The sequence below is a fragment of the Streptomyces sp. NPDC049954 genome, assembly GCF_040656295.1.
Classification (GTDB): domain Bacteria; phylum Actinomycetota; class Actinomycetes; order Streptomycetales; family Streptomycetaceae; genus Streptomyces.
Map to the genome: position 1 here is coordinate 123,055 of NZ_JBFALS010000014.1, position 13,075 is coordinate 136,129.

A 13,075-nucleotide genomic window follows, 5' to 3' on the forward strand; every position below is an offset into this window, starting at 1 on the left:
GGGCGGCCGGCCCTGCCCCGTGGCGCCGCGTGCTCAATGCTGATAGCCGTAGACGCCGCGCGACTGGTCGCGGACCAGACGGCCCGTCTCCAGTTCGAGGACGCGCTTACGCATCTGGTCGACGATCTGCTGGTCATGGGTGGCCATCACGACGGTCGTGCCGGTCCGGTTGATCCGGTCCAGCAGCTTCATGATGCCGACGGAGGTCTGGGGGTCCAGGTTGCCGGTGGGCTCGTCGGCGATGAGCAGTCTGGGCCGGTTGACGAAGGCCCGCGCGATGGCCACGCGCTGCTGCTCACCACCGGACAGCTCGCCCGGCATCCGGTCCTCCTTGCCGCCGAGGCCCACGAGGTCGAGCACCTGCGGCACCGACTTGCGGGTCTCGCCGCGCGATTTGCCGATGACCTCCTGGGCGAAGGCCACGTTCTGCGCGACGGTCTTGTTGGGCAGCAGCCGGAAGTCCTGGAAGACCGTGCCCAACTGGCGCCGCATCTGCGGCACCTTCCAGTTGGAGAGCCGGGCGAGGTCCTTGCCGAGGACGTGCACCTGTCCGTGGCTCGCGCGCTCCTCGCGCAGCAGCAGCCGCAGGAAGGTGGACTTGCCGGAACCGGAGGACCCCACCAGGAAGACGAACTCACCGCGCTCGACCTCCAGGGAGACATCCCTGAGCGCCGGCCGGTTCTGCCTGGGGTAGGTCTTGGAGACGTTGTCGAATCGGATCACGAATGCACCACGGATCGCTGGCTGGGGGTAGGTGTGCGTGACCCTACGCGAACCGGGGTAGGACGCGCAGGCGACGGCCCCGCACCGGCGGGGGGCTTTCCGCAAATCCAGGCATGTTCAGGGGCAAAGCAGGCGCCCGAAACCGTGCGCGGGGCAGGGCCGGGGGGCGTGGTCGGGGCCGGGGCGCGCCGAACGCATCCGGAGCTGGCACAGTGGAGAGGGGAACGTCCGGGATTCCCCGGCGTCTGACGCGGTGTGCCGCGGGAGGATGGTGCGCATGACCTACGACCGACTGGTGTGCGCGAACTGCGCGTCGCCGGTGAGCGAGGGCAGGTGCCCGGTGTGCCGCGCGAGCCGTGAGCGACTTCAGCAGGACGGCCCGCTGGGCGGGCTGAGCCCGGCGGCGCTGCTGGCCGTCCTGGTGGTCCTGGTGGCCGTGGTGGCGCTGCTCGCCCACCGGAGCGGCTGACCCGCCCACCGGCCCCGGCCGGGCGGCCCTCGGGCCCCTCGCGCCCCGAGGGCGGCGGCGCGACCACGAGATCGGGTGCGACGACGAACGAGCGCGGCCACGAACAGCGGGAGGGGCCCGGAACACCGTGCACGGTGTTCCGGGCCCCTCCCGCTGTGTGCGTACGTCCGCTGCGGCGCCGGCGTCCGCCCGCGTCCTGGAGTCAGGCCGCGGTGCGGTTGTTCGCGAGGCGCGGCAGGAAGCGGAAGCCGATGCCGCCCGCGATCATCGTGGCGGCGCCGAGGATCAGGAAGGTGGTGTCGCCCGAACCGGTCTCGGCCAGTTCGTCCTTCACCTCGCCCTGCTCGACGGGCTGCGAACCGGCGTTGTCGGGGCCGGGGCCGGAGATGTCGTCCTGGCCGGCGCCCGGGGTGCTTCCGCTGCCGCCCTGGGCGGGCAGGGAGGGGTTGGCGGAGGGGGCCTCGGTGGAGCCGCCGCCGGGCGCGCTGGGCTCCTCGGTCGGCTGGGTCGGTTCTTCGGTGGGCTGGGTCGGCTCCTCGGTGGGCTGAGTCGGCTCCTCCGTCGGCTGGGTCGGCTCCTCGGTGGGCTCGGTCGGCTCGTCCGTGGGCGGCTCCGTGGGCTCGTCCGTGGGCGGCTCGGTCGGCTCGTCCGTGGGCGGCTCCGTGGGCTCGTCCGTGGGCGGCTCCGTGGGCTCGTCCGTGGGCTCGTCCACGGCGACCGACGGCGTGGGAGAGGAGAACTCCAGAGCCTGCGCGGCCCCGGCGGCGGTGAGCGAGGCGCCGGCGGCGATCACGGCGCCGGCCGCGATTCGCGCCACGCGGACCCGCATCTTCTTCGTCATGAGCGTGCTACCCCCAGTAGCTGAAAGGTCGGGTGCGGCGGTGCACGGGGCCGTGGACACCGGGGGCCATGGACCGCTCCCCCGTTCACACACGCCCCGGAAACACGCATGCCGCGCGCCAGCCTCGCGGTCTCCGCATGGGCGCGTCAAGCGCGTTGCGGGGCGATTGACCGGATTGCGGTGCTTGGCCCTGTCAAGGAATTGTGTACGTCTGCGAGAGCCCGGCGTACGGCACGTCAAAAAGGCAACTGCCCGGCCATGGCGGGCAGTTGCCTTGTCGACAAAGGTACGGGAACGGCCCGCGAGGGGAGCGGGGCGACCGGCGGGGCGCTTAAGCGGCCTGCTGCTCCTGCTGCTTGCGCCAGCGGATACCGGCCTCCAGGAAGCCCTCGATCTCGCCGTTGAACACGGCCTCCGGGTTGCCGACCTCGTGGTCCGTACGCAGGTCCTTGACCATCTGGTACGGGTGCAGGACGTAGGAACGCATCTGGTTGCCCCAGGAGTTGCCGCCGTCGCCCTTGAGGGCGTCCATCCTGGCCTGCTCCTCCTGACGGCGCCGCTCCAGCAGCTTGGCCTGGAGCACGTTCATCGCGCTGGCCTTGTTCTGGATCTGCGAGCGCTCGTTCTGGCAGGACACGACGATGCCGGTGGGCAGGTGGGTCAGGCGCACCGCCGAGTCGGTCGTGTTGACGCCCTGGCCGCCGGGGCCCGAGGAGCGGTACACGTCGACGCGCAACTCGGACTCGTCGATCTCGATGTGGTCGGTCTGCTCGACCACGGGAAGCACCTCGACGCCCGCGAAGGAGGTCTGGCGCCGGCCCTGGTTGTCGAAGGGGGAGATGCGCACCAGGCGGTGCGTGCCCTGCTCGACGGAGAGCGTGCCGTAGGCGTACGGGACGTGCACGGCGAAGGTCGTCGACTTGATGCCGGCCTCCTCCGCGTACGAGGTCTCGTACAGCTCCGTCTTGTAGCCGAGGCGCTCCGCCCAGCGCAGGTACATGCGCTGGAGCTTCTCCGCGAAGTCGGAGGCGTCGACGCCGCCGGCCTCGGCGCGGATCGTGACGACCGCCTCGCGCGAGTCGTACTCGCCGGAGAGCAGCGTCCGGACCTCCATCTCGTCCAGCGCCTTGCGGACCGAGGTCAGCTCGCTCTCCGCCTCGGCGCGGGTGTCCGGGTCGTCCTCGTCCTCGGCGAGCTCGAACAGCACGCTCAGGTCGTCGATCCGGCCGCGCAGCGTCTCCGCCTTGCGGACCTCGGCCTGGAGGTGCGAGAGCTTGCTGGTGATCTTCTGGGCCGCATCGGGGTCGTCCCACAGCGAGGGCGCGGCCGCCTGCTCCTCCAGAGAGGCGATCTCCCCCCTCAACTTGTCGAGGTCGAGGACGGCCTCGATCGACTCCATGGTCGAGGAGAGGGACTTCAGCTCTTCGGATACATCGACGACTGCCACGTCTATCAGGGTAACGGGTCGCGGCGGGGAGCCCGTGCGAGCCTTCCGCGCCCGCCCGGCCGGCGGGCGCGGACACCTGGTCACGGCCTCGTCCGGGCCCTGGTCGGGGCCGTGCCGGTCCCCTGGTCAGGGCCGCGCCGAGATCCCCGGCTGCGGTGCTCCCTCGTCGTCGCTCCCGCCGAAGGCGAACCAGCCCCCGACCCCGAGGACCGCGGCCAGCAGGACGGCGCCCACCCCCACCCGTACGCGGCGGCGACGGACCGCCTCGGCGCGGGCGCGGGCCGCTCCCGGCCGGGGCGCCCCGGCGGCCCGGGGGGCGCGGGCCGTGCCGCGCGGGCCGCCGGAGAGTTCGTCCGGGCCCGGGACCCGCATGCTGGTGTGGGTGTCGCGGCCCGAGTCGGACTCGGCGGCGCGCGGCACCAGCGGTACCGCTCCGCGCCGGGGCGGCTCGGCCTCGGGAGCGGGCTCCGGCCCGGTCTGCTCGTACGGGCCCTGGGCGGGCGCGCCGTCCTCGTCGGAGTCCGGCTCGTCGACGTCCAGCGGCGGGATGCCCGCCAGCAGCGGGAGCTGGTCCCGCAGGCGCTCGGCGAGTTCACCGGCGCGCAGCCGGGAGGCGGGGGCCTTGGCCAGGCACTGCAGGAGGAGCCGCCACAGCTCCTCGGGGATGCCGGGCAGCGGGACGACGGTCTCGGTGACGTGCCGCCGCAGGATCGCGCCGGGGTGCCCGCCGCCGAACGGCGTGAAGCCGGCCAGCAGCTCGTACAGGACGGTCGCGAGGGCGTAGATGTCGACGGCGGCGCGCGGCGGGAGGCCCTCGACGATCTCGGGGGCCAGGTAGTCCGGTGTGCCGATGATCCTGGTGGCGCGGGTGCGGCGGGGCGAGTCGATGAGCTTGGCGACGCCGAAGTCGGTGAGCAGCGCGGGGTGCGCTCCGCCCGGGCCGAGCGGCCCCTCCATGTCGAGCAGGATGTTCTCCGGCTTGACGTCGCGGTGGACGACCCCGGCCTTGTGGGCGAGGGCGAGGCCGTCGGCGATGTCGGCGACGATCGCGACGGCGGCCTCGGGGGCCATGCGGCGTTCGCGGTCGAGGCGGGTGCGCAGGTCGGTGCCGCGCACGAGGTCCATGACGAGGGCGAGGTCGTTGCCGTCCACGACGAGGTCGCGGACCGACACGATGTGCGGGTGGTCGAGGCCGAGCAGCGCGGTGCGTTCCCCGACGAAGCGGCCGACCAGCTCCTCGTCGGCGGCGAGGTCCTCGCGCAGGAGCTTGATCGCGACGGGTCCCCCGGGTCCCTCGCCCAGCCACACGGTCCCGGCGCTGCCCCGCCCGAGGATCTGGTGAGCGGTGTACCGGCTGCCGATCTTGCGTGCCAAAACTGCTCCGACAGGTCGGGCCCCGGCGCGACCCGGGGCGTGAGGTGGCGATGGACCGCAAAGTTACGCGCGTCCCGGGGGGTCCTGTGCCCAGGATCGGCGCATACGGCACCCCGGGCTGTCGGTTCGTGCGGTTTCCTCCCGCTTTGCGCGGCGGGGGAGAGCGGGGCCAAGTCGACTTGTCGGCACAGTCGCCTGTGCGGTCCTCGCGGCGGGCGGCCCCGGCGGCTCGCTGGGGCCGACCGGCCCCCCGGGCGCCGGCCGGACCGCTCAGCTGCCGGTCAGGTCGCTGATCCAGCCGCCCACCTTGGACACCCAGGTCGTCAGCTGGTCCCAGTAGCCCCGGCCGCTGCCGATCCAGTCCTGGAGCGGGCTGACCTCCCACACGATCCAGCCCACGACGAACAGGATCACGACGGTGAACAGGCAGCCCTTGAGGCAGCCGAGCCCGGGGATGTGCATCGGGTTGGCGCTGCGCCTGCGCGGTTCGCGCGGCGGCCTCGGCTCGCGGCGCGCGGGCGGCGGGGCGGCCGGGGCCTGGCGCTGCTGCGGCTGCGGACGCTGCTGCTGCGCGGACGGCGGGGCGTACTCGGGCGGCTGCGGCGTCTGGTAGGGCTGCTGCCTGGGGTACGGCTGCTGCTGCCCGCCGTACTGCTGGGGCTGCTGCTGCGGGTAGCCGTAGCCCTGCGGGCCCGGCCGGTTCTGCGGCTGCTGGGGCGGGGCGGGGCGCCGCTGCGGCCTGCGGCGCAGCGGGTCCTGCTCCGGGTCGACGTACTGGACCGAGGTCTGGTCGTTGCGGTCGCGCGCCGCGCGCATCTGGTTCTGCCAGGGGTGCGGCTGCCCGGGGTCGCCGGAGCCGGGCGGTACGGGCGGCATGACGGCCGTGGGGTCGGCGGCGCCCTGGTGGTGCGGCAGGACGGAGGTCGGCTCGGCGTCCGGCCCGGCGGGCGTGCGGTTGCCGGTCTGCGGGAGGACGTCGGTGGGGGCGGCCGGGTCGTAGGACCCGGCGTTGTTCGGCAGGACCTCGGTCGGGTCGGCCGCGCCCGGCGCTCCTGGGACGGGGGCGGGGTCGGGGTCCGGGGCGAGCAGCGCGGCGACGCCGTCGGCCGCCGCGATCTGCGCCGAGTTGGCGTGCACGCCGACGCCGTCGGCGACGGTGCGCAGCGCGCGGGCCAGGTTCTCCGCGCTTGGCCTGCGGTCCGGGTTCTTGCTGAGGCAGCGCTCCATGACCGTCCACAGCGGTTCCGGGACGTTCGGCGGGCGCTGCGGTTCCTCGCTGAGGTGGCGGTGCAGCACCTCCAGCGCGGAGTCGCCGCGGAACGGCGGGCGGCCGGTCAGCAGCTCGTACAGCAGGATTCCGGCGCCGTAGATGTCGACGGCGGAGGTCTGCGGGCGGCCCTCGGCGGACTCCGGCGCGATGTAGGCCGGGGTGCCGACGAACTCGTGGGTGCGGGTGAGGCCCGGGGAGTCGGCGAGGCGGGCGATGCCGAAGTCGGTGAGCAGCGGGTGCATCCCGCCCTCGGGTTCGTCCCGGAGCAGGACGTTCGCGGGCTTCAGGTCGCGGTGCACGACGCCGTCTGCGTGGCTGGCGGCGAGCGCGTCGGCGATCTGCGCGGTCAGCAGGCTCGCCGCGACCGGGCTGAACGGGCCGTTCTCGCGCAGGTAGCGGTGCAGGTCGGGGCCCTCGACGAGGTCCATGACGAGGGCGAGCAGATCGCCTTCGACGACGAGGTCGCGGACCTGGACGATGTTGGGGTGGGTGAGCCGCAGCAGCACGGAGCGCTCGCGCAGGAAGCGCATCACGATGTCCGCGTCGTTCGCGAGCTCCTCCTTGAGGACCTTGATCGCGACGAGTTCGCCGGGCTCGCCCGGCACGGACGCCTCCGCGCCCGCGGTCTCCCGCTGCCGCGCACGCCAGACGGTGCCCGTGGCGCCGCGTCCCAGCGGCTCCTCCAGGAGGTACTTGCTGCCTACCGGCCGCACGTCATGCGCTCCCTGATCATCTGGCGCGCCACGTCACCGGCTGCCGCCGGCTCCGCCGCTCTTCGGACGGCCGCCGCCCTCGACGAGGGCGTCCGCCGCTTCGGACAGTCCCGCCCACTGTAGTGCGCACGCGTGGTTCCCCGGCTCCGCGTGCGGCCGCCGGACCGTCACTCCGTCCGGCGGTCCGTGTCACGGAAGACGCGTGCGGGGCCGGGGTGGTTGCCGGGCGGCCGGGTGTCCTTCCGTGCGACCACGTGCTCTCCCGGCGGCCCTTCCTGCGACGTTGCGGCGGGCGGCCCGGTCCGGGGGTCGCCGGCCGCCGCCCGCCGGTTCCCGCGCGAGGTCGCCGGTCGCCGTGAGGAAGCTCGCAGGCCGCGCCCCGGCCTCCGTGAGGAACCTCGCACGGCGACCGGCCTCGTTCGAGCAGGAACTTTTCCGACCGGAGCCGACCATTCAAGATCAATTGACGCCAGGTGCCGGGCGTGTTGTCGGTGGCAAGTGCGAGGATGCCTGTCGTACAGGCCGACGTGCCCGTGCGCGGCGGGGGAGCCAGGCCGGTTTCCGCTGCCGGGCGCCCGCACAGAAGGGACCGCTGACCGCGATGCAGATTCGGCTGACCCTCCTCGGGCCGCGCGGCGGCCATCCCGCGCGCACCTGCGACGTACTGGTCACCGCCCCCGCCGGTACCACGCTGTCCGCTGTCGCGGCCGGGCTCGCGAGCGCGGCGCAGGCCGGCGAGGGCCCCGCGGTGCTCTACGCGGGCGGGCAGCGGCTCGACGCCCAGCGCGCGGTCCTCGGTGAGCCCCCGTTGGTGGACGGCGCGGTGCTGTCCCTGGGCGCCCCGGTGCCTCCCGGGCCGACCCCGGACGGCTCGACCCCGCAGCTGCACATCCTGTCCGGGCCCGACGCGGGCGGCGTCCATCTGCTGCACGGGGGCGAGATCAGCCTCGGCCGCTCGGCGGGCGCCGACATCACGCTCGACGACCCAGACGTCTCCCGTACGCACTGCGCGGTGACGGTGGACGGCGCGGGCCGGGTGCGGGTCGCCGACCTCGGCTCGACCAACGGGACGACGCTCGACGGGCGGCGGGTGGGCCCGGAGCCCGTGCCGCTGTCGCGGGGCTCCCTGCTGCGGGTCGGGGAGTCGGTGCTGCGCGTGGTGCCGGGCGCCGCGCCACCCCTGGCCGCGACGACGCCGGACGGCGAGGGGCACGTCCGGGTGCGGATCGCCGACCGCCCACCGGCCGAGCCGGCCACCCCGGCGCGGGGCACGGACCTGCCGGGCCTCGCGGAGACGCTGGAGACCAGGAGCGCCCCGGACGCCTCCGGTGGGCTCCCGGCCCGTCCCGAGGTCCCGGATCCGGCCGCGGCGGACGGACCGGGGCCGCACGTCGCTCCCCCGGCCCCCGCCGAGGAGACGCGCGGCGGGCGCAGGCGCGGGCTGTCGAAGTGGACGCGGCGGTTCGGCGGCCGGGCCGGGGAGGAGGTGCCCGACACCCTGCCGGGGCTGCGGGGCGGCGCCGCCGAGAGCGGCACCGGCCGGTTCCCCGCCACCTTCGCGGGCGGGCAGCTCCGGGCGGGCGGCGCCGATCCCTGGCCCGATCCGGCCGCGCTGCTGCTCACCGCGCTGGGCCCGGGCACCCGGCTGTGGGAGCGCGGCCCCGGCCATCCGGAGAGCCTCGTGGTCCGGGTCGGCACGGCCGACCGCACGGGCCAGGACGGGGTGACGCTGACCGTCCCGGTGACCGTGAGCCTGCGGGAGGCGGGGGCGCTGGGGCTGGCCGGTCCGCGTGAGCGGCTGCTCGGGCTGGCCCGTTCGGTGCTCGCCCAGCTCGCCGCGCTGCACTCCCCCGACCTGCTGGAGATCGTCCTCGTCAGCGCCGACCAGCGGTGGCCGGTCGCCGGGCGCACCGCCGACTGGTCCTGGCTCGGCTGGCTGCCGCAGGCCCGGCCGACCCGGGGCCAGGACTGCCGGGTCCTGGTCGCCTACGACCGGGAGCAGGCGCGGGCGCGGATCGAGGAGCTGCGGCGCCGTCCGCACGACGCGGCGCGGGCCCCGCACACCGTGGTCGTCCTGGACGGGGACCCGGGCACCCCGGCCCTGCGTGAGGCGGCGGCCTGGTGCGCGAGCGAGGGTCCCGCCGCCGGGGTGCATCTGCTGTGCCTGGCCGAGACGCCCGCGGCGACCGCCGTCTCCCCCGTGGCCGACACCTTCGAGACGGCCTGCGCGGGGATGCCGGCCTTCCGGGACTGCGGGGCCGTCGCGCTGCTGAGCGGGGAGGTCGCCACCGGGCTGCACCTGCTGCGCACGGTGGGCGGCACGCCCGCGGGCTCGGGCACCGTGGGGACGGCGGACGGGGTGTCGGCGGCCTGGGCGGAGCGCTTCGCCCGCGCGCTCGCCCCGCTGCGGACCGACGCGGCCCCCGGCGATCCGCAGGGCGCTCTCGCCGCGCCGCTGCCGCAGGCCGCGCGGCTCCTGGACGAACTGGGGCTCGCGCGGGCCACGCCCGCCTCGCTGCTGGCCCGGTGGGCGGCGGCGGCCGATGAGGCCGCGGCGCGCGGCGGCCGGGCGCTCGCGGTGCTGGGCGCGGGGCCGCACGGTCCGGCGACCGTCGATCTGGACGGTGCGCACGGTCCGCATCTGCTCGTGGAGGGCCCGCCCGGCAGTGGCCGCACCGAACTGCTGCGCTCCGTCTCCGCCTCACTGGCCGCCGGGGAGCGGCCGGACCGGCTCGGGCTCGTACTGATCGACGGCGGCGGCGCCCCCGCGCACTCCGGTGACGGGCTCGGCGTCTGTCTCGACCTGCCGCACGTGTCGACCCATCTCGTCGCTCAGGACCCGGTGCGGATGCGGGAGTTCGCGCAGTCGCTGACCGCCGAGCTGAAGCGGCGGGCGCGGCTGCTCGACGGCACCGACTTCCTCGGCCGGCACGCTCTCTCGCGCCCCGGCTCCCCGGCCGGCGGCGGGCTCGGCGACCGGCTCACCGGCCCGCGTCCGGCCCGCGGCTCCGAGGCCGAGACCCACGGCCGGGGCATCGCCGGGGCCGCCTCCGCGCGCCGGCGCGAGTCACCCGCGCAGGGCGAGCGGCGCCGCGAGACGCGTGCCGACCTCCCGCCCGAGGCGGCGCTCGCCGAGGAGATCAGGACCGGGGCGTACGGAAGCGCCGCCACGCGCACGCAGCGGCGCATCGGATACGGCGACTACCGCGACTACGGCGACCGGGAGGTGCCCCCGCAGCGCGACGGCACGCTCCGTACGGACGTGCGCGAGCGCGGGGAGACGCGCGGTCCGGGCGAGGCGTACGAGGTCCGCGCGGCGCGCCAGGTCCGGGACGCCGGGGACACCGGCCGTGCGGTCCGCTCACCCTGGGACGTACCGGCCGCCCGTGGGGCGCGGGACATATCCGAGGCGCGGTCCGAGCGATCGGCGCGCACGCGGGAGGCGGCGCGCCCGGAGACCGCGCGCCCCGAAGCCGTACGGCAGGAAGCCGCGCGCCCCGAGGCCGTACGGCAGGAAGCGGTACGCCAGGAAGCGGCGCGGCGGGAGGCCCCCGCCGGGCATCCGGCCGACGCCCCGGTGGCGCGGTCCGCCGGGCACGCGGCGGCCGAGCGCGGCGCGGTACCGCCCCTGTACGGGGAGCGGACCCGGCCGCGCGCCCCGCACGGGGAGTCCGTCCCACCGCAGCCCGGCGCCCCGCGCGCGGAGCGGTCCGGGGACGGGGACCTGGACGCGCCACCCAGCCGCACGCTGCGCCTGCGGCCGAACTCCCGTACACAGCAGTCGGGTTCGCCGACCTCCGCCCAAGCGGCTTCGCGGACGGCCGCGCAGGCGGTCGCGGAGGCGGCGGAGGACGAGTCGCTGCCCCGGCTGGTCGTCGTCGTGGACGATCTCGACGCGCTGCTCGATCCCCCGCTCGGCTCCACGGCCCGGCCCGCGGCGGGTTCCGTCGTGCGGGCACTGGAGGCGGTGGCGCGCGAGGGGGCGCGGCTCGGGGTGCACCTGGTGGCCGCCGCCACCCGCACCGAACGGGTCGCGGTGACCGAGCTGGCGCGCGGCGCGGGGCTGCGGATCACGCTGGACGCGCCGTCCACCGCGCCCGAGGACCCGGCGCCGGGTCGCGGGCGGCTGCACACGCCGGACGGGGCGGCGCTGCCCTTCCAGGGCGGCCGGGTCACCGGGCGCATTCCGCGTACGGCGACGCTGCGGCCCACGGTCCTGCCGCTGGAGTGGGAGCGGATGGGCGATCCCCCGGCCCGCCGGCCGGTGCGGGAGCTGGGCAACGGGCCGACCGACCTGGCCCTGCTCGCGAGCGCCCTGGACCGGGCGGCCCGTTCGACGGGAGCGCAGGGTCCGCCCCCGCTGATCTGAGCGCTCCCGGCACGCCACGGGAGGCGGGGCGGGCACCGGCCGGTGCCCGCCCCGCCGCTCGCCCGCCACGCCCGTCCGTCGGCACCCGGGGGCAACGCGCCCCGCACGCCCCCGCGCCCGACCCCACCGCGCCCCGCCCGTCCCTCGCGCGCCACGAGGTGCCCGAGGCCCCTCAACGGCACCGTTTTACACCCCAGTTGCCCGGACGCCGCATCTAACGACCGCATCACGATGGCCTGTTCAGAGGCGGTCCGTCCCTTGCCCGCCCCCGGCGCGCAGGCGTAGACACGTCCCGACGGGGCAGAGGTCCCCTCTCTGATCCGACGATCAGTGTCTGAACGATCTTGTGAATGACGGCAGTTGAAGAGAACGGGGCAATGATGCGCGCAACTCTTCGGATACGCAGGTCCGCGATCGTGGCGGTCGCGGCGGGGGCGCTGCTGCTCTCCGCCTGCGGTGGGGACGACGACGGGGGCGACGGCGGCGAGAGCGGCAGGCCCGAGTCCAAGCCCGCGGCCGCCGGGCCGAAGCTGCCGGACCTGAAAGGGCAGACCGTCAAGGTCGCCGCCGTGTGGAGCGGCGAGGAGCGCAAGGCGTTCCTCAAGGTGCTGGCCGACTTCGAGAAGCGGACCGGGGCGAAGACCGAGTACGTCCCGGCGCAGGACCCGGTGATCGGTTTCCTGGAGTCGAAGATCGCGGGCGGTGAGCCGCCGGACGTCGGGATGCTGCCGCAGGTCGGGGCGATCGAGCAGGCCGTGGACCGCAAGTGGGCGAAGCCGGTGGGCGCGGCGGCCAAGGCGGAGCTGGCGAAGAACTACGGGCAGGGCTGGCAGGACCTCGGCAAGGTCGGCGGGACCCAGTACGGCGTGTACTTCAAGGCCGCCAACAAGTCGCTGGTCTGGTACAACACGGCCGTCTTCGAGAACGCGGGCGCGAGCGAGCCGAAGAGCTGGGCGGACTTCATGAAGACCGCGCAGACCATCTCCGACTCGGGGGTCACCCCGGTGTCGGTGGCGGGCGCGGACGGCTGGACGCTGACCGACTGGTTCGAGAACGTCTACCTCTCGCAGGCGGGCCCCGAGAAGTACGACCAGCTCGCGAAGCACGAGATCAAGTGGACCGATCCTTCCGTCAAGGAGGCGCTGACCACGCTCGGGCAGCTCTTCGGGAAGCCGGAGCTGATCGCGGGCGGCGCGAAGGGCGCGCTCGGCACGGAGTTCCCCGCCTCGGTCACGCAGACCTTCACCGGCGGCGACCAGCCGAAGGCCGGGATGGTCTTCGAGGCGGATTTCGTCGGCATCAACATCGCGCAGACCGACGCGAAGATCGGCACGGACGCGAAGGTGTTCCCGTTCCCCGCGGTCGGCGACGGGAAGGCCCCGGCGGTGGTCGGCGGGGACGCGGCGGTCGCGCTGACGGACTCGAAGGGCGCGCAGGCGCTGCTGACGTACCTCGCCTCGCCGGAGGCGGCCGGGATCTGGGCGAAGACCGGCGGGTTCGTCTCCCCGAACAAGTCGCTGGACTTCGGCGCGTACCCCGACCCGGTGCAGCGGGACATCGCGAAGTCGCTCATCGCGGCGGGCGACGACATCCGCTACGACATGTCCGACCAGATGCCGCAGGCCTTCGGTGGTTCCCCCGGCAAGGGCGAGTGGAAGGCGCTCCAGGACTTCCTGGGGCAGCCGAAGAACGTGACGGCGATCCAGCGGCGGCTGGAGAGCGACGCGGCCAAGGCGTACAAGGACTGAGGGGATGGCCGACCCGTCCGCCGGGGGCGCCGCGCAGACGCCGCCCCCGGCCTCGCCGCCGTCCCCGTCGCCGTCTCCGTCGTCCTCGTCCCGGAAGGGTGCCGGGAGCCCCCGGGGCACC

The 13,075-nt window shown here is 75.3% G+C and carries 8 protein-coding genes; 3 read left to right on the forward strand and 5 right to left on the reverse strand.

All coding sequences use genetic code 11. The annotated features are described in order from the left end of the window. Positions 1-33: 33 nt before the first annotated feature. A complete protein-coding gene (gene ftsE, locus AB0J21_RS27560) occupies positions 34-723 on the reverse strand; it encodes a cell division ATP-binding protein FtsE (RefSeq protein WP_363148815.1) in 690 nt (229 codons plus the stop codon). A 277-nt stretch (positions 724-1,000) separates the two neighbouring features. On the opposite strand from ftsE, the gene AB0J21_RS27565 reads away from it, so the two are divergent. After that, on the forward strand, positions 1,001-1,192 hold the full coding sequence (locus AB0J21_RS27565) for a hypothetical protein (RefSeq protein ID WP_363148816.1): 192 nt from the start codon (positions 1,001-1,003) through the stop codon (positions 1,190-1,192). Between the two features lie 202 nt (positions 1,193-1,394). Here the strand turns inward: AB0J21_RS27565 and AB0J21_RS27570 are convergent, their stop codons facing one another. From AB0J21_RS27570 to AB0J21_RS27585, 4 genes are all read right to left on the reverse strand, one after another. Continuing rightward, a complete protein-coding gene (locus tag AB0J21_RS27570; RefSeq protein WP_363148817.1) occupies positions 1,395-2,033 on the reverse strand; it encodes a hypothetical protein in 639 nt (212 codons plus the stop codon). Between the two features lie 331 nt (positions 2,034-2,364). After that, entirely contained in the window at positions 2,365-3,480 is a 1,116-nt protein-coding gene (gene prfB, locus AB0J21_RS27575; RefSeq protein WP_363148818.1) for a peptide chain release factor 2, read from the reverse strand. Positions 3,481-3,606: 126 nt separating this feature from the next. Next, positions 3,607-4,854, reverse strand: coding sequence for a serine/threonine-protein kinase (locus AB0J21_RS27580; protein WP_363148819.1), 1,248 nt, complete (start codon positions 4,852-4,854; stop codon positions 3,607-3,609). Positions 4,855-5,124: 270 nt separating this feature from the next. After that, positions 5,125-6,837, reverse strand: a complete 1,713-nt coding sequence (locus AB0J21_RS27585) for a serine/threonine-protein kinase (RefSeq protein WP_363148820.1) — start codon at positions 6,835-6,837, stop codon at positions 5,125-5,127. A gap of 601 nt (positions 6,838-7,438) precedes the next feature. Here AB0J21_RS27585 and AB0J21_RS27590 point away from each other — a divergent pair. Next, positions 7,439-11,206: an FHA domain-containing protein gene (locus tag AB0J21_RS27590; protein ID WP_363148821.1), complete on the forward strand. Its 3,768-nt coding sequence runs from the start codon at positions 7,439-7,441 to the stop codon at positions 11,204-11,206. A 380-nt stretch (positions 11,207-11,586) separates the two neighbouring features. Then, complete coding sequence (locus AB0J21_RS27595) at positions 11,587-12,954, forward strand: ABC transporter substrate-binding protein (RefSeq protein ID WP_363148862.1); 1,368 nt, start codon at positions 11,587-11,589, stop codon at positions 12,952-12,954. Positions 12,955-13,075 lie beyond the last annotated feature (121 nt).